This window comes from Celeribacter sp. (assembly GCF_048270365.1).
In the GTDB taxonomy this organism is placed as follows: Bacteria; Pseudomonadota; Alphaproteobacteria; order Rhodobacterales; family Rhodobacteraceae; genus Celeribacter.
The window spans coordinates 22,403-44,860 of the sequence record NZ_JBLWTA010000021.1 but is presented as its reverse complement, the minus strand read 5'-3'; the positions used below and the strand labels follow the sequence as shown (position 1 = coordinate 44,860).

6 protein-coding genes are annotated in these 22,458 nt (G+C 58.4%); all 6 read right to left on the bottom strand.

All coding sequences use genetic code 11. The features are described 5' to 3' along the window. Positions 1–456: 456 nt before the first annotated feature. Positions 457–633 (bottom strand): hypothetical protein, encoded by a 177-nt coding sequence (locus ACN0X0_RS19210; protein WP_170124821.1) that lies wholly within the window; start codon positions 631–633, stop codon positions 457–459. 386 nt (positions 634–1,019) lie between these two features. After that, a complete protein-coding gene (locus tag ACN0X0_RS19205) occupies positions 1,020–2,060 on the bottom strand; it encodes a nucleotidyl transferase AbiEii/AbiGii toxin family protein (protein ID WP_417280497.1) in 1,041 nt (346 codons plus the stop codon). After that, positions 2,057–2,722 carry a DUF6088 family protein gene (locus tag ACN0X0_RS19200; RefSeq protein WP_417280496.1) on the bottom strand — a complete coding sequence of 222 codons (666 nt, stop codon included), beginning with the start codon at positions 2,720–2,722 and terminating at the stop codon, positions 2,057–2,059. The genes ACN0X0_RS19205 and ACN0X0_RS19200 overlap by 4 nt, the downstream gene beginning before the upstream one ends. A 377-nt stretch (positions 2,723–3,099) precedes the next feature. Beyond that, positions 3,100–4,770 (bottom strand): hypothetical protein, encoded by a 1,671-nt coding sequence (locus ACN0X0_RS19195; RefSeq protein WP_417280495.1) that lies wholly within the window; start codon positions 4,768–4,770, stop codon positions 3,100–3,102. Between the two features lie 9 nt (positions 4,771–4,779). Next, a complete protein-coding gene (locus ACN0X0_RS19190) occupies positions 4,780–12,081 on the bottom strand; it encodes a hypothetical protein (protein WP_417280494.1) in 7,302 nt (2,433 codons plus the stop codon). Continuing rightward, positions 12,071–22,456 (bottom strand): hypothetical protein, encoded by a 10,386-nt coding sequence (locus tag ACN0X0_RS19185; RefSeq protein ID WP_417280493.1) that lies wholly within the window; start codon positions 22,454–22,456, stop codon positions 12,071–12,073. Before ACN0X0_RS19185 ends, ACN0X0_RS19190 begins: the two co-directional genes overlap by 11 nt. Between the last annotated feature and the right edge of the window lie 2 nt (positions 22,457–22,458).

Below are 22,458 nucleotides of genomic sequence, written 5' to 3'. Positions count from 1 at the left end.
ATTGCCCGTAATCGCGTTCGCGTGCGGCGGAGCATTCAGCTTTGCGGGAAACGCCCATGACAGACCCCTCGGACAAATTGTGCAAACATTGGCCATATCCTGCCAACGTCCTTCTCTTATATTTCCTTCATATATCAATAATACATATTGCGCAATTTATCTTTATGTTTTGCTGGCATTTTGATGCACCCTACGCCGCCTGCCAAAAGCCGCACCAAGCATCAGACCTATTCTGGCTGACTCTATTGGCTGCTCGCACAAAGCGAGCGCGGGCCTTCACCTACAAAACATCACTCATGGATTTGCGCCCCCAAGGCGCATCAAGTGATCAACATGAAAACACCAAGAAAGCTGACGCCCGACCGCGTCGGTGTCAGCTTCTTCAATTGCCTGTCAGGGCCTCCAACAGGAGGTCCCTTACCCCTGCGGATCACTCAATCCGCAGGGGTATCTGGCTCAATGAGCCAGATCCTGAGTGCGCAGATCGGCGCAGCGATCTTGTGCAATCAGAGCCTCGGTTGCGAGGCTGTCGATGACTTCGGGATGGTCACCCTCTTCAAAGGCTGAGAGGTAGGTTTCAAAGGCCATGTCGGCTTGCAGTTCTGCGAGGTCGAGGGATTGTTCGTAAGTCATGTTGTGATCCTTTCCATTGATCGTCGTTGGACGGATCGTGGAAAAGACCGGAGGCATCAGAGCGGGCTGCACCCAACTTGGGGCGCAATGAAATGGAGCACGTGAAGGGCGATGTTTGTTGTGGGCGATGCAAAGCAGCGCGCAAGGCGTCAGCCGTCCAGAAACCTTGCCCAAGCGTTGCAGGCCACTCGCCTCCGGGCTAGCGATCTGATGGGCCAACAGGTCAATGGGAAGGGGCACAACGGGGTGATAAATCGAACTGTCGTCCACCAGTTTTCCTGCAGGCGAAAGAGGGCTGTATCACACGCTCAAATGCGAAGTTGCTGCAAACCACACGTCAACCAAGCCGCCTCGAAAACCCCAACGGCGACTTCAAGTTCACAAGGTTAAGGTCGGTTCAATTGTGCTTCAAGCGCCCCAATCGATGCCAGAATTGCCTCAAAGGATGGAGCCTCACCGAAGATCATAGCCTCGGTATTTTTGTAGTCACCAACCAACCGTGCGGCCATGTCCTCAGGTGGTACGAGCGAAAACGTTCCGGGTTCTGCGGTGGCGAGATTGAAGTCAGGACGGTTAAAAAATGTCTTTGCGTGGGCCACACAATCCCGACCAAGCTCAAGGTCTGCCACAGCGCCTTTGCCTGTTTCAGTATCCAACATGCAATGCAAATCGTAGTAGTGGCGCGAGATGCGCTGCCCGTCCTGCTTTAACTCGCCGCGCGTATCAAACCAGTTTCGAAGTCCATGCAAGATGACAACCTTGTCCCAAAACGTGCGCTCTGCATCAATCGTTCGCACGTCCGGGACATCTAAATCGATGCCCTCGAGATCATCCGATATGTACGGCCGGATCAACTGCGGACTATTGGGGTCGAGGGCTGATTTCGCGCCGGATTCAATTTTGACAGCCGCCTGAACATATCCTGTGTCGGAACCGTCGACCCGTGGATACCAGACAAGGAGCGTCTGTCCCGTGCCGTCATCAGGATCGATCTCGATCCGACCTTCGCCGCCTGTGTCCTCGGCAATAAGCAGGGATAACGCCTCAAGAAGCGGTCCCGTAATATAAGCTTGGCAATCGTTCTGAATCGCCTCGATCGCAGCTTTGCGCTTCTTCCCAGAGAGTGCCGCCAATGCCTCTGGCGCTTCGCCGTGGCCAAGATCATCGCGGAACACTGTCACATCAATGTCTTCGGAAAATCGATTGATCAGACCGTAAGCCTTTGAGAGGGATGTCCCTCCTTTGAACAAAAGCCGGGGACCACCTGCGGGGAGACGATGATAGAGCGCATTGAGCGTCCAGCAGACCCAGAAGTCTTTCTCGATATTGATCAGCGGCGCGCTAAGCCTATTGGCAGTAGTGAGAAACAGATCAGCACGATCTGCAACACTGGCAGCGATGATCTTCTGGAAACCTGCGGTGCTCATCCTTGATCTCCCTCTGCAGCATCAAACAGAAGCGCACGCAAAATATCCTGCATCCAGATCGGCATGGCGGAAAGGCCGCCCTTCAGATCGTCCGAAAGAGCCGAACCCGATTTCTTATCGGCGAGCAGACGCCGGACAGTTTTGCGAACAGCCTCCCCTTCTACATCATTCGACATGACGTCATGAAGCCAATGCAGGGCCTGCACTAGGTACATGCCAGGCCGCCCAGCCCAGTATAGCCGACTTGGGGCCGCATGTTTGAAGACGATCTTTTGCTTGCCCAATGTGACCGGCTTGAGCCGTGCATCAACAAGCACCTCGATTTTGGCTGGCACCGCGTTGGTGAGACCAAGCGTGTTTGCAGCCGTCATCCCATCGATCAACCACCGGACTTGGTCACGGCGCGCGATTGCATCGATGACAGCGCGGTAGTCTGGTACAGTTGATTTTCCTGTCAGTGCATTCTGGGCTGGCTTGTCGTAGAGTCCGCGCTCAATGCGACGCAGCTGACCGGACGTGACCATGCGTTGCAGAGCTTTGTCGACGGCAGCGCGAGCGCCAATGTCAGCAAAATCAGCCGGCGTCCATACTTGGCGCGGTGCGCCATCTATGCGCGCACGCAAGCGATTTGGCAGCGTTTTTGATTGTACGTCATCTATCATGTCCGAAATATACCACAAATTTCGGACGAATGCGAGTCCGAAGATTACTACATATTTCGGACATCAAATTTTGCAGGACAATCCAAAAGAACTTGCCTGAGCATTGTAGACTGTTCAGATTATTATAGCAGCGGGTCAAATTACCTAAGTGCTTCAGCTTGACTCAAGTTTACATGCAGCATCAAGATCCAAAGGCTACTTGTTCCTATCAATAACCGAGCTTCAGCTCGAGGTGTGCAAACTCACGTAATGCTTACAAAGGGTGGGTGCGCTGCGTTTGCGCAGGAAGCTACTTTCATGCACTTTGCGGACGTGGGCTTTGAAAAGTAACCTTCTACCCTTTTCGCGTTCAATCGATGGGGCGGCATTACATATGCCTAGCCACCTTCCCCTTTCGGAGCGCCAAACTGCCATTTGCCAGCAATATAGCTGCCATGGGTCAAAGCAAGCAGACCCGTAAACACAGGCCCAGGGTCAGGAAAGATTGATAAAATCGCGTTAGCGCCCGGGAAAGCATTAAGCACCTGAGAAACCCCGATTGCGCTGAGCGAGGTCATCAACCAGGCCGTATACAACACCAAAAGCAAAAGCGTGATGATCAGCATCTGCGCGCGGCTCAGATCGACGTTATCCGTGCGCCAAATGGTCTCGCCCACGAACAGATCGGAGAACTTTGCGTCCTTTGGCGAAGCGCGCTGTTCCAACGGTGCCAAGCGGACGCCTTGGCCGTCCTGGTTCTGCATCATGGTCCGGAACTCGGTATCTGAGGGGGTGAAGGCCTTGACCAAAGCTGAAGCGGATGGCGTTGCAATAACTATCCCCAACACTGCCCAGGCCCAGAGCTGGAACTGAGGCAACAAGGAAGCCGTGCCAGTGGCATTCCAGATCGCGGCGACTGTTCCGATATTGAAGGCCGAGTAGATCGCAAATCCGGAGAGAAGCAAAACAGACCAACAGATCACCTGAAACCGAGCTAGCGACATACGATGCTGCGGGGAAATCAAGGCACCTGCCAACCGTCCTGTCTGACTGAGGCCGAAACCGAAGAACACAATAACCAGTGCCGCAACGCTGAGGACATAGTACTTGAGCAGCGAGAAGGTCGGCCCCTCGTCCAAGAACGCCTTGGACAGGCCGATGTCCCATCCGCGTACGGCAGGCAAACCAAGCGCTGTCTGCCAGACAGCCTGACAGGCAGCGTCATTGTCGCGAGGGCGGCCCACATCATCAAAGAGAGCTGCACTTCGGGCTATTTGCGGCAGGCAGTTGGCAAAGCGGGTTGCCTGTGCGTCACCTGTCTCAATCATGGCTGGTTTACCGTTGCTGCAAAGGCCGCCACGCGGGTCGGTAATATCCGTCGCGCATACGTCGCGCACGGTAGCGATCAGGACACCGTCATCGCCGGCGGACAGGGCCCGATGGGCCTCGCTTTGGGCACGAGCAATAATCTTGCCTGACGAGATAGTATCGGCAACCGAATAACAAAACAGCAGCAACCCGAAAATCAGGGCGACTAAGCCTGAAACAGCGACCCGCTTCGGCACAAGATACGACGCTTCCGAGTGCACCTGCTGCGTCAAATACGTGGCGACGCGCGGACCATCCGAGGCCATACCGGGAGGCGCTTCGAACAAGCCAAGCCGGTTCTCGTCGGTTCGGCTCTTGAAGACATAATCCGCTTGTCTTCCTTGCGTCCAAAAGGCGCGCGCGCCGTCGGGAAGGTCCTCGGGCGTGCCATCCGATTTGAGTTTCAGGAAGGCTATACGCTCGGGCAGAGGGGCATCCGGGCGCTCCGCTCCACTAAGAATGGGGGACATGTGCGTGACCAACTGTGCGTGCCTGTCTCGATCTTCGGCATTGGCCGCCTTGGTCAGACGCAACCCCTGAAAGCTAAAGCCCGGTGGCAAGGCGTCGTCCGGATAGCGCACCATCATGTAGGCCAAGACAGCAGTCAGTCGGTCCGTACGCTCCGATTCCTCACCTGCAAAAACGGCTTCACGGTGCGCCCAAAGCGCGGCGATCTGGTCTGCATGTGTTATGTCGCTCATATCCTGCTATCACTCTCCATCCAAAGGTTTGCCCGCTCGAAGCTTGGCCCAATCCTTGCTTACGTCTGGCGGCAGCCAAGTGCTGCCTTGCCCATCTATCTTTTGCACCGCCCAGCGGACGTCGGTGTGCGAAGCAGCAGATCCCGATGCCAAAAACGCGCGCCAACGGAACCGGTTACGGAAGATCGCGGTGCCCTGCAGCAAACGGGTGCTATCCACCAGCTCTCTGTCGGTTGGGTCCGCGCTTTCCTGATGCAATAAACAGCGGCAGCGCGCAGCAAACCCTGTCTCTGCCAGTTCGGCCTGCAAGACAGCGTATGAGGCTGGGTTCGAGCTGGGCGGCGCGGTCGCAACGACCTGGATATACAGCAGGAAGCTGAACGGATCGCCCTTTTCATCCAGCGTCCACTCGATTTGCACCGTATCGCCCGGCTTCAGCACCCCAGGCACGACGAAGTCAGTCGTAAGGTCAAATTCTATCGCTTCTCCAAGCACGACCTGTCCGATATTTGGCGCGGTATCGCGCAACAATAGCGACAAATCTTCCGGCGATGGCGGCTCTGTCTGGCCCGGGATGGGGCGGATCCGCTTCATGCTCCAAGAGGAAGGATCGTCCAGAGAGGTAAGCACTTCGAGATTGGTTGCGGGATCTATCGCCCCAAAGATCAGCGTGAAACTGTCTGTTGGCGTGATTTTCTGGGTCTCGGTCGCGATGCGCAGGCTCAGCGCCGGTTGGCCCGTGATCACCTCGCCCGGCTCGGTGCTGCGGGCCGCGAAATGCGACACACCCCGCGTCAGCTCGTCCAGAGCCGGATCCTCGAAGAGGAAATATAGCGGGCGCTCCGCCAGATGCGGCAGGCCATCGCCGACAGCCCATAGATCAACTGACAACCGCCGGACAAAATCGCCAACGGTCGCGGTCAGCACCACTCTGGCCGTCTCCACCTCTTCAAGCGTCGAGAGGGCGACGGTCACCTCTTCTTTGGCTGCAAAATACTTGGTCTTGCTGGGCTGGTCTTCAGCGTCCTGTGCCAGGACATAGACTGCGCCGCCAAGCACAAGAACCGCCGATACATCCATCTTGCTAAACGGAACGTCCGAGGCGGCGTCCGACAAGGGCTCGAACGACACGGCGATCCTGCGCGCCCATTCCGGCGTCAACACGCCATGCATCGGCTCTTCCAACCGCACCCGAAAGGCCATGTCCGCGTCTGGCACCGGCAAGTCCGGACCAATAGGCTGCGCGATCCCGCGCCCATAAAGCGTGTTGACCGGCTGCGATGAGAGCAGCACATGCCCAGCCTCGAACTGGCTTGGCCGCACTTGATCCTTGCGCCCCAATTGGCCTGGGCGTGGCACCCGCTGAAATACGGGCGCGTTGCTGGCGCGGCCGCGCAACGCTACGTTTGCCAGGGAGCCAGTTTCGAAAACGGCGGCGCCAAGGCGGTCAGCATAGGTTATACCAGAGCCTTGTGACATGCGGCTGACAGTGACCCCTGCAGGCAGGTACATGCCAGGATGCGCCACGGCTTCATCCTGCGTATCAGCGAGCTCAGGCGACGCGATAAGCGGAGGCAGGATGTCTCCCCCCACCGGATCATAAGCCACAGGCAGCGGAGAACCTTGGGGAGCGTTGAACAGGATCGACGCAGGCCCATCCTCAGACGGGTCAGCCGCCGCACGAAACAAGGGGCGCGACATCTCTGACACCCAGGCGGCCTCATCCTGGCCCGACAGGAACGTCGTTGTATCGGCCAATGACGCGCGCAAGCTACGCCGGGTGGCACGCATCAAAGTCTCAGGCATGGCAGCCTCATCGTCTTCACGGGCTTCGGGCCCCGGATAGGCCAAAATCTCTGGTGTTGCGCTTTGCATCGACAGACCAAGCGTTACCCGCCTTGCGATCTCTGGGGCCTCTTTTGCAAGACCGGGCTTGAAGGCGACGGCAAGGAGCTGCCGCTCTGACGTCGCAAGGGCGCCGCCCTGTCCACCAGGAACCTTTACCGGCCGCGCAGCACTGGGCACGCTCTGGTTGCTGGCAAGTCGCGGCGCATCTGCATCATTGGGCGGCAACATCACACCAATGGACGCGGACGGGTCAGCAACTTGCAGCAAGTATCTGCGATAGTCCGCCTCCTCCAAAAGGTCTTTCTGCTCGGCATAGGGGCGCGGTTTGATCAACTTACCTGTCGCGCCGCTTACCGCGCGGACGCGTCCCGTGCGCTCGGGCACAGGGTCTGGTGCGGTTGATACGCCATCGAAGGCCACCGCGAATGTATCAATCCGCTGCTCGGCCAGCGCGGCGAAGAATGCGGCGGCGTCTTGGACGTCCTGCAAGTCAGTTAAGTCTTCGGCGCGCATGGGCATTAGACTAAGCGCGGTGCCGCCCACTGTGTCCGCTGCAAGAAGACCCGAAAGTCCTACGCCCGCGGCAAGATAAGGCTGCGTTTCCCTCAGCTGCCAGGCGGACCATTGAGGCATCTTCACGACCGAAAGCTGCTGTTTTATAAACTGCGCGTGCCCCTGCGCAAGCGGGTGCGAGTACTGAGCAGAGGCGCCCGCTAGCAGTCCCGCACGCCGAGCAAGCTGCACCTGCGCCGGCCCCTCAAACCGGATCGCGCAATCGACCAAGGGCACGCTTAGGACAACGGCGCTAGGGGGCAGAGCACGGTTCAAGACCTGCGCAAGATCCTCGCTGATATCAAGCGCAGTTCCCAACACCCCAAAGGCCGGCAGTTGTGCAAGCGTGAAGCCGTCTCCGGGCACTCCGAAGCAGGGCAGCGCCCCAAAATCGAACGCGATCCCAGGGCCCTCCTCACCCACAGCCGCCAGCAGCTTTGGTGCATGGTCTTTGGAAAACAGGCCAGAGAACTCGTGGTTATACCAGCCAACCAGGTCGTTATTTTGCGTCTCGATCAACTTTAGGCGCTCGCGCAAGGTTTCCATATCGTAGATATCGACGGTCTGGTATTGCGCCCATGTAATCGGATCTTGGCCAGTTTGACCCAGTTGGTGGGCAACCAACATCCCAAGCTGCAATGCGCTTTCACCAGCTTCCGCATTGCGCCCGGCGAGCCGGTCTAATGCGTCTGGCGAAAGAGAATGCTCGACCAGATACAGCGTAGCGCTATGCAGGACAGGCGCGGCGAAGCCTTGCTCAAATCGCGCTTCGGTCCAATCCGATTCCTCATCCGCTGGGGCAGAGGAGATGGGCGAAGGGTCAGGCAGCGGGAAGTGAATCTCGTTTTGCACGTGCCACACGCCGCTGAGGCGCCAATCGGTCTCGGGTTCTGACAGGGAGGCTACAAGCCGAAGCTCTGTTTGAATATCGGCAGCGGAAGTATCCCAATGGCGCAGGTCCATTTGCCAGTCCTGCAAGGCGATTTTGGTCTTCGTCGTCGCGTCGACTGACGGTGCCTGAAAGGCCCCCAGCGCCCAACCACGCGACGCTCGCACGGCCAGCCCAGGAAGCACGGGAATAGCCTCCGTGCCGTCCGGGATGTCATATCGCCAGCTTACAGCGGCACCTGAAGCCGTAAGCTCAGCCTCGCCAGTGACCTTTTTTCCCGGAGGCAAACCCGGCACCGAAAGCGCGACCGTTTGGTAGCCGTTGCGAGTGCTAACTTGCTGCATGAGGTCATGGTTGAGGCGTTCTGCCACAAGGCGCGGGCCATTCGCGCCCCCGAAGCCTAGCGCGAATGCAGCTGTCGCCTCCACAACACCCGATGCAGGCTCACTGCCCAAAACAACTCTCGCGGCTGAAGGCGCAAGACCGCTCAGTTTATCGCCTTGCGGATAGTCCCCGATAAGCGTCATTGGATGCTGCACAGCGCCGTCCCGCAACAACTTGAGCTCGAACAAATGCCCGAGCATCGGCACGTGCAGGCTTGCGCCCGCAAAGCTCATTCCCGCTTCTTCAAAGCTCACTGTATCAAGCTCAAGCTGCGAGATCGGCGCGCTGCTGCCTTGCCTATCCAGCACTGGGATGGACAGCTGATCTGCGTTTAACGTGACCGTCGGCGGCCCCGCTGCAGAACGCGTCAATTTTAGCGTCGCCGCGCCAACGGCGGTGGGCACGGTCTGAGACTCCTCCCCTTCTGAATGGCCCGAACGCACATGCATGACAATCTGGCCAGCGATCTCAAACTCGGTGGCCCCGGTGCTGGTATTGAGCTGCGCGCTCGACAAGGCGATTGGCCGGAACAGGACGCCGCGCAGCGCAATGCCAAGGTCAGACGGTTGATCTTCGTCGGCCGCGCTGAGCGCCCAGCGGTGCCCGATCCGCACGTTGTGTTCGGGGTGATGCGCGTTGGGCATCCGCCTTGCACCGGACGGCGTATCGGTGTCTGGCTTGGTCCCAAAGACCGGCCCCAGAATTGGATCGCGCGCCCATATGCCGTTTTCATCCACAGCCAGATCGCTGAGCCACAAAGAAAGTTCTCCGAAATCAAGCGGTTCAAGTGTGGAGACGAGCCGAAGCGGCGCATCTAGTGCGGCCCCGGCGACGGCACGTTCGACCAAATGCGCGCGCCCTGCTTGCACGACACGGGCCGGGGATTGCTGCCCGCCCTGCTGATCCTCCAGCACATCGTCTTGGGGTTCAAGCAGGGCTGAACCACCCACAAAGGTCTTGCCCTGCAACTGAAGGCTAAAGCCAGAGACGTCGCTTTGTTCGTCTGGTGTGCTCGATGTGCCAGACCAAGGCACTCCATAGAACGTAATTTCCTTTTCATCATCAAGTGTAAGGCTATAGCTTCCCAGCGCCTGGTCCTTAGGCGAAAGATTTGGGGCTAGCGTCACATCCGGCTTGAGATCAAAGGAGCCGCGACCAAGCCCCGTCAATCGAAGATCCGTCTGACTTTCCCCACGCTGTGCCAAGACCTCGCGCCATGCCACCGCCGACAAAACATCAGACGAGAACTGGGACTGCCAGTGACTGAGCGCACGCGCGGCAGAGCTTTTGGAAACCGAAGTCTCAAACTCAGCCGCGGCAGCCGGGTTGCTGTTCTCCGGCTCGGTGTTGGGCAGCTCGGTACTCGCGCGCGGCCCATCAAGCAGCGCAACATCGTAGCGCAGGCGCAACTCAGCTGAAACGCCACCGTCCCAGCCGTTCGGGTCGGTCTTCCACGCATCCAGCTTACGTCGCTGAGATCGGCGCGCTTTCAGAGCCAGCGGCATCAGCGTCACGCTGGGCAGGGTCGTGACCGCCATACCAAGCTGTTCGTTCCATGTCATTTGCGTTTGCGTGCCAGGCAATGCCCCGTCCAGAACCGAGCTTAACTGTCGCGCGGCGCAACGTAACGCGTCTGCGGGCTGGCCCTCGAATGGGATCGGCTGCTCTCCGATTACAAGCGGCGCTAACTCACGCGTTCCGGACGGCGTTCGACGGTCACCCCCCGCCTGTGTCAGGTTCTGTGTCTGAACCGTCGGCAACGCGCCATGACGTGCCCAGAAGATGGCAGGTTCAGACTGGTCAGCCAGCGGAAGCGATACAACGTAGTCAAAATCCGTCTGGTCCAGCATCAACTCTTCGATGCCATCAGCGTCGCGGCGCAAAGCCATGTCCAAGTTGACGTTATCAAGCCGAACCGACACTTCTCCAATCACCTGGCGCTCAAGCAGTGGCAGGTCGGTTTGGTCCACCGCCTCAATCGGTCGCGCACGCAGCGCGCGCTCGGGATGATCAGGCAACAGGCGCGTCGCAGAGGGCTCCATGGCCACAATGCGAAGCAGACCATCGCTGGCAACACGCGGCCCGTGCAGGTCAACCTTTATTTCATCCCGCAAGAGCACGCCGTCGCCGTCCAGCCTGAAGTCGAGTTTGACAACGACCTGATCTGCACCGCGGACCGTGACATTCCAGACGTTTTCGAACCGAGAAGCCGCGTTTTCGGCGTTCCCAATCCCCATAGCGCCAACGGTTTGCGCGGCTGGATCCTCTTTGTCGGGATCTGTCGGATCAAGCTCTGCGAGTTCTGTGACCGAGAGCGTTGGAAAGTCGTTTTCGACCCAGCCCTGCTGGACCGGCAAAAAGACCCGCCTTGTGTTGTCTTTGCGGCCATCTTCGGCACCAAACAGCGCCTGCCGCGTGGCCCGCAGCGGAACATGCAAGCGCAAGGCATCAAATTTCACACGCTCGCGGGGGTTGGCCTCGGTCGCCACCTCGCGCTGATAGGAATATGCTATGTTCCCCCGATCAGAGGACTGCGATGCGCCGCCCGTGCTGCCGGACAGCGTGACGGTTTGCGTTGCGCGGTCGCGCAGCAACGTGACATGGTCCGGCAAGATCAGCAGCGATGACTTGGGCGGCTCCACCCCGGATACGGAGCGCTCGCTGAGCCGAAGGCTGAGGGCGTCACCGCGGGTCTCAATCACCGCGTCATCATGCTCGGAACTTTTGACCACTGTCTTTCGCCCGCCGTCGCGGCGTTCAAGTGCAAGCGGCCATTGAAAGTCCGCCAGAGACAGCGGTCGCCGCAGTCGCAAGTCGAACAACTTGGGGTCGTCAGGCGCTAAGCCTCCAGGGGCGAAAAAGGGGCCCATAGCGTCCACAAACCTGGCAGCCGCCTCAGACTTTCCGGTCTCGTCGCCCAGCGGCCCCTCATCCGGCCAGACATCTGGCGGCGCGGAAAGCCAAGGGCGCAGGACAGGCCTCGCTTCGGCCTCTTGCAACGCCCCACCCTCGTCCTGTGTCACCAAAAGCCACAGAAACAGCGGCTGTTCATCGCCCAAGGTTGGAAGAATAACACTGGCTGGAAAGGCAATACCGTCAGGGGTCAGATAGATCCGGCGGGTCGCCTGCGCTAGGTTGCCACGGGACGCGCCCAGAAGGGACTGCAAAATGCCAAGCGCCCTGTCTGTGACGTCGACCGGTATAGCGCCCTCAACAAGCTTGAAGGCGGGAAGGCGCAGGGATGGGTCACCATCGGGCCAGTCTGTGACTGGCGTCAAGATCATCTGCTGCTCGGCGTCGAAAGGCTGACGCCTTGCAACAACTTCATCGTCATCATCTTGGATTGGCTGCAGGTTGCGCAGCCAGCTGTCGCCGATCCCTTTTACAAAAACTGTGGTTTCGGATTGCAGACCAAAGCCGTCATGCCGAATTGCATAGGCGGACACCGCAGCAAGTTGAGGGTTTTCGTGCTGTGTCCCAAGGCTGGTGAGGCTAAACCTCGTTGTGTTGCCGTCCTTAGACTTGGTGGCTTGAAGCAGCGCGGTCCAGAACGGGCCAAATGCGCGGACATTGCGCAATTTCTCATAGCCGGACGGCGTGCCAGAGTTGATATACTGATCCACGAACTTATTCGTCATCAAATGTCCCCCAAAGGTTGCGAGGCAGCGCGCCGCGCAAAACAAACCAGCTGACCTTTGGCGCGTTATTGTCCAGCGGCTTCGGCGCAAAGGCGCGCACCGCTTCGGCGCGCAGGATCTGTCCGACCAGCTGCGCGGCGGCGGCCGAAGTGGCCGCCCAAGCAGCGCGTGCGGCATTTAGCTTGGCGGCGCTAAACGGCCCGCCAAGCGCGGACAGGTCAGGCGTTGACGCCAATACGATCACCGGTGTACCCGCAGCGATCGTCCCAGCTTGAGGCTTCCAATCACCCGCTGTTTCAACAAAAAACTCAAAGCCCGGAACTCCATAGGACGGGATGTCTTGTTCTGTCTGCTGTTCAAAGGCGATCAGTGCCTGCATCGCCTTTGGCACACGAGGAATAGTTTCAACATGCTTATCATTGAGGGCGATGGCCAAGAGCCGGCGCATGTCACCGGGCTTCTCGGGCATGCCGATGAATTCAAAGATGTCCTCTACATCGCGATCTGCCTTGACCGAGAGCCGCATCTGCAGCAGCAATTTGACTAAGGGCAACGCATCCGTCACGCCTCGCAAGCTGGACGTCGCCGCAGACCGCAGCTTTTTAAGCCGCTGGCGGTCTTTGACATGCGCGCTCAACGGCGTGATCGGCAGAATGCCGACATCGGCCCATGTTCCCAAGGCCCAATCGGATGTGGCAAAATCTGGCTGTTTAATAGCCTTTACCGCAGCGGAAATACTGGGCTGCAAGATACCAAGCTCGAACAATGTACCGTCAGCAGCCGACGCTTTACCAAAGAGGCCTTTGAGCGTCGCAAACACGGCCTCGCCAGCATTTTGCGTAATCACGAGGTCCAGCCGCGCTTCGGGATCGGGAACAAAACCGGCGGTGTATTTGGTCGCGCCGTCCGTTTGCGGCACAGGTTGCGTTTCTGGGTAAAGCCAACCACCGGCCTGACGCTGATCCAGCGGGAGGCTTTCAAAAAGGCGCGGGATGCGCACGGATTGCACGCTGACTGGAGGTGCGTAGCTGTTCAACTCGTCGAAATGCTGCGCCCAATCTGCGCGTAGAACCTCCATCGACTGCATGTCTTCGAAGTCAATCCACGGCCAGGCGCCACTTTCGCGCTTAACTGTCTTATCGTCGTCGGGCGCGGCCTGAGGGGCGGTTAGGGCCGGTATATTGGGAAGCACAACAGTGATGGCATCTGAGGTTATGCCGTCGGCAGAGGCAAAAAGCGCCGCCGAGCTAGAATAATAAAACGCGGGGGCGTAGCTTGCGATCTCTGTCGCACCATGGCGCGCCAGCGGAACAGTCTCTAGCGCGTTGCGCAGCGGGTCCGGGGTCAGCAGATCGCCAAGCGCCGCTGGCTCGGACGGGTCTTGTCCGCCAAGTGGGTCGGGCATTGCCAAAGCGTCCTGTATACCAAGTGCGCCTTGCGCCTTTTGGAAGCGGTATTTCGGCAAAAATCCGATCCAGCTTGCACCATTTTGAACCGCATAGGTCTGGCGTTGCCCCGCGTCGGACAGGGCCTCGTTTTGGTGCTCTTTTCGCACCACGTGATAGGTAGGGCGCAGTCCCGCACTAATCTGGCGACGCACGGCCAGGACCTGCACGGGCGCCACGGGCACACGGCGCGGCAGGGGAATCGTGTCGGTCTTGACCCGCGGCCGATAAATGGTTGTGTCTCGCATCAGCGCCATGCGCAGCGCGTCATAGCGGCCCTGCATCGTCACACGGTATTGCAGCTGTGTTGCCCACTGATCGGGGACCTCTTCGGTAAAGCTCACAGTATTGGAGCTGTCAGGGACCAGTGCGCTGGACATGGGCGAGCTCAGATAGGATGGCACAACCTCAACGCCACCATCCTGCGCAGCCATATGCTGGAAGAAGCGCCGCGACCAAAGCCCGTAGTCATAGACGTCCAGCGTCTCCAGATCCTCCTTCACCTCTTCTTTGGAGGTATCAAAGCGGCGTTTCAGATGCGGCTTAAAGCGCTTCTTGAAATGGGTTTTGAAGGCATCCGCTTTCCCAGTATCTTCAGGCTGGCTGAATGGGCGCAAAGAAACTTGCAGCATGTAAAGCCCCAAGTCATCCAGATCGAGCGGACCGTCCGTTGCCTTAAGAGCGCGCGCGCGCAGCAATGGCTGTTCGACGACAGGCGAGATGTTCAATTCAGCAAGGTTTTCCGGATCAGGCAGTTCGTAGGCGTCAGCAAGAGGTTCTACGCTCGCGAGATGCCGCACGTCTGCGAGCGCAAGCTTGATTGCTTCGTTGACCGCGGTCACAGTCTGTTGCGGTTCGAGCAATGTTTGAGACCAGCGTTTTCGCAGCCGCAACGTCATCCCAAGCCCCAGGTGCGCCAGAACGGCCCAGCCATAGGGATCCGCGCCTACTGCCGTGGCACGCATCCAGGCCGACGGCAACGTGTTCTTGTCGCTGGCGGGCGGCTGGGTTTGTACTTGGACTTGGTCTTGACCCTCAGCCACAGGCGCGCGCAAGGCACCAGCGATCAGCGCCAGGAACGGGTGCGCCTGTGCATCCAGCAAAGAAGCCCCATATCCCAGCCGCGCCAGCGCCATAAGCGTGCGATTTGCGTCTTTTGCAAATTTGTTGGGAGCCAGTTCTTTGGCTTGCGCCACTTGGGCCTCGGACGCGCCTTCGCGCAGTACCTCTGACGCGGACAAATCCACGGCGTCGAGCTCTTGGGCTAACTCTGCAAATTTCTCCATCGCATCCGGCCATTGCAGCATCAACTCGTTGGTCGGATTCCCCTCCTCGTCGCGGTCGGCATAGTAGGCTTGGCGCGTTTTGGTCGTGTTATCTTCTTGGACGCTGACGGGCTTCTCAATTAGCGGTTCATCACTGGTGTGATAATGCGCGGACCAGTCCATCGTCTTTGCCATCGTGTCTGGCAGCAGCCGCGCCTCATGTGAGGATCGCAGCGGTAACAGCGGATTGGCCCGGAACTCAGGTCGAGCGGCGCCCTCTTCGTTGACCTCGGCAAAGAACTTGCGCTTGTCGATATAGACCCCTTCGAAGGTGGCAGGTGCCTGTGGCAGCGTAAAGCGCAGAGTTGTATAGAGAGCGTCGCCCGTGGTTGACTCGAACCGGACTTTCCCGTTCGAGATCTTCTCAGGCCGGTAAAGTGGCCCCTGCCCCGCTGAGATACTCTTGATTTCGAAGGCCTTGTTCGCCGCTTCGTCTGGTATTGAAAGCTCAGGCCATTCAAAGGCAGGCACAACGCGCCGGGTCAATGGCCGGAACTCGGCTTGTTCTGTGACCTCGTCCGACCCGCCACCAATATCAACAGCGACCGGGTCTTTGGGTGCATCGCTGCGCGTCTCAAGGTAGACGGGGCAGTTGATCGCTGTGCCCGGTGTGCCATGACCGTCAACGGGGCACAGGCGGAACAACCATTTGCGGCCATGCTCTGAAAGCACACCCTTGCTTGCGAGAAATCTTTGCAAGACAAGTCCGTCCAGGCTATTCGGCTCAACTGTATTTCGCTCGTGATCCTTGACATGATTTTCAAAGAAATCTGCCAGACTGTCAGACCCTTGCAGGTCTTGAAGCTCTACAAAACGAATCCGTTTGTCGGTGTCGGTTGAGTCCTCAAGCTTTTGCACCCGCTCGCTTAGCGTGATGATCAAATCGCCGGGCAAAATGTCGAATTGTGCTTTGGTCGCCAGCCCGTTGGTCTGGGCATCTTCGTCCGAGACCGGGAAACGCGCAGGCCCGAAGGCGCGCAAGGGCCGCATGATCAACTCCCAATCGGTTGTGCGGGTCGCTTGACCGCTTTCTGGTAGCAGCGGAACTTCCCACACAAGCTTGGCGATCGGCTTCAGTGTCATGTTTTCCAGAACTACCGATTGCTCCACGCGCGGATCTTGTGCCGGCAGAGGCTTGTAGACCGCCTTGAAATTCATCTCGATCGTGATGGGCAGGCCGCGCTCGCCAGTGGCCGCGACTGGCGTAACATTCAGATAGAAGCGCGGCGGCACCGCGCCATCTGCCACGCGCATCAAACGCCGGACATCAGCGGTGGGCATGCAGAATTGTACCTTGCTCAGCAGCAGCCGGGCTGAGTCACCCTTGCCGCTGACAGTGGCGGTCGGTTTGGCTTTGATCGTGTCAACAACCGTCTCACCGTCGTCGCGCACGACCTCGACCTGGTAGTGGCGCAGCATCGCCTCGACCTGGGGCATGCTCAGCTTGGGCATGCTCGGGTGCGCAAGATTCCATCGCACGGCGACTTGCTCTTCATCGTAGTAGGTAGAGATATCGCGGAAGATCGGCGGAGTTTTTTCAAAACCCCAAGCGCCAAAATCCAATTCGGCCTGGATCTTCTCGAACGCGTTAGCGTCGGTGCTTGTGGCGGGCGAGATGCGCAACGGGTCCGCAGCGTTCCGGTTTTTCACCCAGGCTGGCAATTCCTTGCCTTTGATCGCCAAGACCAAACCCGTCGCAAAGAGCAGCGGCGTTGGCTCATCTTTTCGCCAGGCGGGCTTGTTGTTCTCCACGTCGGCGGGCGTGGCCCATTCGGCCCAGGCCTCATGCGCTCCAGCAAACTCCTGCATCAGAAGGTTGCGCGTGGTGATCGCCTGCTCGCTGTAGATCTCATCCCAATCGCCAGCGTCCGAGAATACCTCAGGCTCGCTCACACTTTCCTGAAGCGCTTTGTCATAGGTGTCCTCTAGGTCCAGAGTGGCGTTGGGATTGAGCGGATCCCCGGCAATGCGGCGAGAGTCCTGTTCGACGTCTGCGGTTTGAAGGGTCTCGTCCAATTCGGCGTCAAAATCGATAAGGCCCTCGATCTGAGCCTTTGAGGACGTGTCGGCTAGATTGTATGGGAAGACCACACCGTCCGCGCCCACTGGGGCATTGGGCTTGGGCACATAGGCGCCCGCAAGCATCTGGAACAACTTGAGGGTTTGGGACTCCGCCGCTGTCTCGCTAGACTCGGCCTTGCGCTCGGCCTGTGGATTGACATGAGGGGTGACTTCGTCTCCTCCTTCCACCTTCGTCCAAACCGGTTTATCGCCGCCGTTTTTCAGGGCAAAGACTGCGGCGTCTGTTTGGGACCTTGGCGGAATTTTCAGCTTAAAATGCGTCTGCCCGCTGCGCGGGTCCAAGATCGGCAGGAAGGCCTCCTCCCCCGGCATGATCCAAACAAGCCAGATCCTGTCTTCAGTCCGGCCCTGATTGGCATCTGCACCCGTGTAGACATGGCTCAGCGCGCCCCAATCGGCGGACGGCACAGGCGCGGGGGGAGGCGCTGCGAAGGTTGTGACGCCGCCTGAGGTTGTCTCTGAGATCAACACAGCATCCATGACACCTACGGTGTTGGAGCCATCGCCAAGCGTGCGGGCCGAGGCAAAATCGACCGTGCCTCTGGCGACGTTGCTGGTATCCGCGACCCGCTCAGGTTCAAGGCCTGGAATGGTCGGGATCGGCTTGTCCGGCTCCAGGATGGAATTCATGTACGGCAACACGGATTGCCGGGCTCGGTCCACAGCGCCGTCGCGCACGCCCAGGCTGATCCGCACCCCAAGACGTCGACCGAAGACCCCGACCGAGACATAAGCCCGCGCACGGATGCCCAAATCCATTTGCCCGGCGGCACCGAACTCGACACCTGCTGTGATCTGAATGTCGAACGAGAACGAAATCCGCCACGTTATGCGTACAAAGCCAGCCTTAAAGCGCAAATAGGCCGACGCGCGGAATGTGACGCGGATGTCGATGCCAACTGCGGCATAGACCTTTGAATCCAGCGGCTTGCGCGTATCCACGAGCGCCATCAGCTGTTGTCCATACCCCACCGAAGCCGTGGCTTCGATCCGGATTCCGATGAAGCCAAGCGAGAAACCACCGGACAGCGACAGCCGACCTTGAGCGATGAAATTGCTGCCATAAAGGACTAGACCGTCCTCGACCCGCAACAAAACCCCACCTCTTATACTCACCGAAAGCGGGCCAAGCGATTGGCCCCAAATCAACCGGTCCGGCCAACCAAGCTCGGCATGCAGCACACGCGGCGTGGCCAGAATGGTCGCGTCGAACTGAACCGCCCGCAGCGCGTCCTTGACCATCTCTGGGACTGGCAAGTTCTTGGGGCCCATATAGGCGTTCTCGAGAGAGCGGGCATGGAAGAGGAACATCTCTTTTTGCGAGGAGATCAGCGCAAAGCCAGCCAAGGACGGGCGGCTGGCCTCGCCATTTTTGTCTTCAAGAATGAAGTCATAGGGCGCAAAAATCCAGCCTTTAAAGGTCGCAATGAAAGTGCCATCGTCGCGGAATATGAACTGGGCGCGCACGGTGACGTTGCCCAGTTTGCGTTCTGCCTTGGCGTTGTATTCCAGAGGCGTCGAATTCGCGGTGGCCAAGGTCAGATCGGCCTCGATCACGATCATATTGCGGCCGCGGTTGCGCTTGGCAAAGTCCGGTACCCAGGCGTCCAGCCGGTCGATTGCCGGGCCTTTGGCGATCGCGTCGGTCAGCAGATTGATCAACGTTTTGGGGTCATCTGTCTGATCGACCGCATCAAGCAATTTGAGCTGGAAGCGGTGTCCAAACCCTGCCCGAATGGCGCGTAAATACAGCGGGATAGGCTGCACGCCAAAGCTGACTTTGTTCAGCCCGATCGCGATGAACCAGGCGTGTTTCCACTCGTCCCCCACCTTGATCCGGGCAAAGGTAAACGCCGCCGAGATGGCTGGAAAGGACGGCATCTCAAGCAGCCCTTCGCCGCCAAACCCCTTGACGGTGTCGTTGTCCAACGTGTCGACACGCCCTGCGATGCGGAAGCCTTCGGCGGTGGCGATTTCAACCCGCAGCCCTTTGAAATCAACTTGCGGTAAAAATTCACCAGGTTTTGGCGGGCCCAGATAGAGCGTGTGGAATTTGATGTCGGCGTCGACCAGATCTTCGCCCAGCGAGAACTCGACTTTGCCCCCGATCATCAGGGCTGGGGCGTTGAAAGGCTCGAATTTAGGCGCAATACCAAACGAGCGTATCTCCATCTCAAAAAGGCCAAAGACGCCAAATTTGATTGGCTTTTTCAACTCCGCCCGCAGCTCTAGCCCACCGATGAAGTCATCCGTTAGGCGCATCTCATCGAAGTTGATGGTAATGTTCTCGAAATAGCCCAACAGGCCGTTCGAGAACTCACCCGGATTGGGCTTGAACGTCGCAGAACCCGTGATCTCGAAATAGAATTGCGGGCGGTCCAATTGCGGGTTTTTCTGATAGAAGAGGCCGACTTCCGTGAGTTCAAAGTTGAAACGGACGGACTCGCTTTCGATCTTCAGCAGATCGCCTTTCAGTGACGCGCCGGCACTAGCGATCTCGAATTTGCCTTTAGCGTTTTGCGTTCCCACAACAGTCACGCCCACTTCGCCGCCGCCCAGGATATCTTTGGGCAGGGTTGTGCTGCCATCAAGGTTGAAGCTGACCAGCTTGTTGTTTGCAACTTCAAGCGATGCTGTCTCAAAGATGAAGGGCGCATTCAGCCCCTCGAATTTTACCTCTTTGGTGATCAGATCGGTAGCAAAGCTGAACCCTTCGGTGCCAATCGACACATCGCGCATGCGGAACACAATGGGCGCTTCGGCGAAATCATTGACGGCGATGAACGCCTCGACGCCGGGCAGCATCTCTAGCTGGAACTGGCCATTAGCGATCACCAGTTGTAGGAATTGCGCCTCTGTGCCGGTTTCGTCATCTGCCTTGGGTTTGCGAAAGACGATGTTCTGACCGAAAAGAGGGCGATCTTCGGAATATACAAACTGCTTATTGCTGATCTTGCCCCTGTCTTGAAGCCATCCAGGGGCCGTGGTTTGCCCCTTCTCGACCAGCGCGAGCGCGTCGTCGAAATCGACCTTGACCGCTCCGGTACCAAGGTCAAAGGTCAGGCCCCCCTCGCCCTCCAGCTCGAAATCAAGCAATTTGACGCCGAGGCTTGCCCCCAGCGTGAATACGCTTGTGTCCTCGGTGTTGATACATATCTCTGTCAGCTTGAATGTGACAGGCGCCTCCGAACTCTTGGAGCCAAAAAGGCCGAAGGCTTCGCTAAGCGCAGGCACGTCCAGCCGCGCGGCCCAGCCCCCGCCGCCCATTTGCAGGCCAGAGAATTGCCGCGGCACGATTGCCCGTGCCTCTGGCGGAGTAGCGGGCGGGCCGGGACATTGCGGCTGATCTTCTATGAGAGGCTGCGGGATCGCATTCAGCAGCACCGGCATTGCATCCAGATCGGTACGGCGCCCACGCATCAACTGCAAACCATCCCCTCGGGAGTAGCCTGCGACTTGCAGGCTGACACGACCTATACCGAGATGGCCCAAAGCAAGCTCTACAAAGGGCTTAGACGGCTGCGAGCTACCGCTTTGCGTCCCGCCCAACGTCTGCCGCGAAGAGCCCGACCCCGTACTAAAACCTAGTTGTGCCGAGATCAGTGGCGAGATTGGCGTGCCCACCTGTGGGGTAGGCATGTCGAAGGTCACAATATAGGCGACGCCAATGTCGTCCCCGTCTGCTTGCGACAGGATCAGCGAATGGAAAGCTGGCGGCTGCACAGACAGCGCAAAACCCGGCAAATCCAGCATCCTTTCAAGGCCAGGATCCGATAGTCGCAATTCATGCTGGGTCTGCGATTTGTTGTCCGGGGTGTTTGAAACTTTCACCGGATATTGCAGAGGATCGCCAGGCTTAAAGCACACTTCATCATTGACTGTTCCAAGGGCCGGCAGGCCCACCGCTGGACTGGGTTGAACAAGCTCGTCCGCCCAGTCAAAGCGGGCTTGAAACACCTTTTCGTTTGTCTCGGGGTCTTCCACCTTGAAAAGGTCCAGCGCGCAATAGCGTGGCTGATCATTATCCGAAACCGGACCGGGCGGCGTGGACCCAAAGATGTCAGCGCCCAAAGCGCTTAGCCAGCGCCAGGGCGAGGCCTCTTTCCAGACCAGCCGGACGCGCCCCTCTTCGGTCACATCGCCATCAAGCACCTCGATGCCATAGTCGGTGCCCTCTTCGGTCTTGGCCGTGCTCGCAAAATAGGTGTGCTTTTTCTGCGCATGCGCCTGACCGGCCGCGGTGCCAAGCCGCCATTGCGGGATGCGGCTTTCGTGGCTGACCACACTGCCATCCAGCACCACAACGCGCAGATGCCCTTCAAGCAGCGGATCTTTCATGAAGGTGGACTCCAGAACCAGACTGTCGATCTCCAGATGCGCTCCAAAGCAAGCCCCACCAGCGCCATTGTCTTGGTACAGCAGCCAAAATCCAACCTTTTTCCAACCGATCGAAAGCAGATCAAGCGGCAGGGTGTAGGAGTCCTCGTCCAGGGTGAACCCGCTTCTTACGCTGACCGAATAGGTCACGTCCGAGCCGTTGAGCCGGGCGGAAATCTCAACCAGTAGACTGTTGTCGGGCAAAACAGTCTTGAAATCTCCAAGCTGAAGCTCGAACGCGGTGACCTTGAGCTTAAGCACCGTTACACCGGATTCTTGGCGCTTCAACGTCAGCTTGTTCTTTGTCGGCTTTAAGGACACCGCAGGAAGATCGACATCCATGTCGAACCACGCAAGGTCGGCGGAAAAGTCCCATTCCGGCAAAGCTAACCAGTCCGGAATCGAAACGTTGCACAGACCGGCCAGCCAACCCAGCGGGATCGACCAGCCCAAATCGAAGGATGGCAGGTCAACGCCAGGCAGGTCGGGGAGGTTGAAGTCCGGCAAGGTGAGTACTTGCGGGAAAAGTTCAAGGAATGTCCGCCATCCCGTGCTGAGGGCCGCCAGCGGGAAATCGAAGCGTACAAAGACATTACCAAGCGCGCCCAAAAGGGCCGATGGCGGCAGTGGAATGGCCAACCGCGTACAAAACGCGACCTCTGTTTGTAGTGTTAGATCGCTGGTACCGCCGCCCGGTAAATTGTCGGAGTGATCAAACTGACCGGCAAGATCAAAGCATGTCGATAGCGTGACAAAGGGCCGCTCTGTGCTGTGGTATTCGCCAGGCCCTGGCACAAAGATCTGCACTTCAACCTGCTTGATATCCACGCCAAGGCGCAGCCCCGCAAAGCCAGCTTGTTGAAGATCCTGAGCAAATCCCGGCTCGCGTGCGAGATCGACGCTCAAGATCAAGGTCTGACCCTTGGCCTTAAAAAACAGCTCGTCGATATTTCCCGGAAGTGCGCCAGGGGTGTCCAAAACTTGAGGGGCGACCAACGCAACCTTACGCGCCGTCGCGCCAAACAGGAATTCAAGATGGGTAATCTCGAATTGACCGGCTGTGACAGTGCCCTCACAGGACATCGCCCCAAGGGCTGTATCATTGCTAGAGTGCGCCTTCAGTTCGAAGATTTTGAGCTTTGCCATCG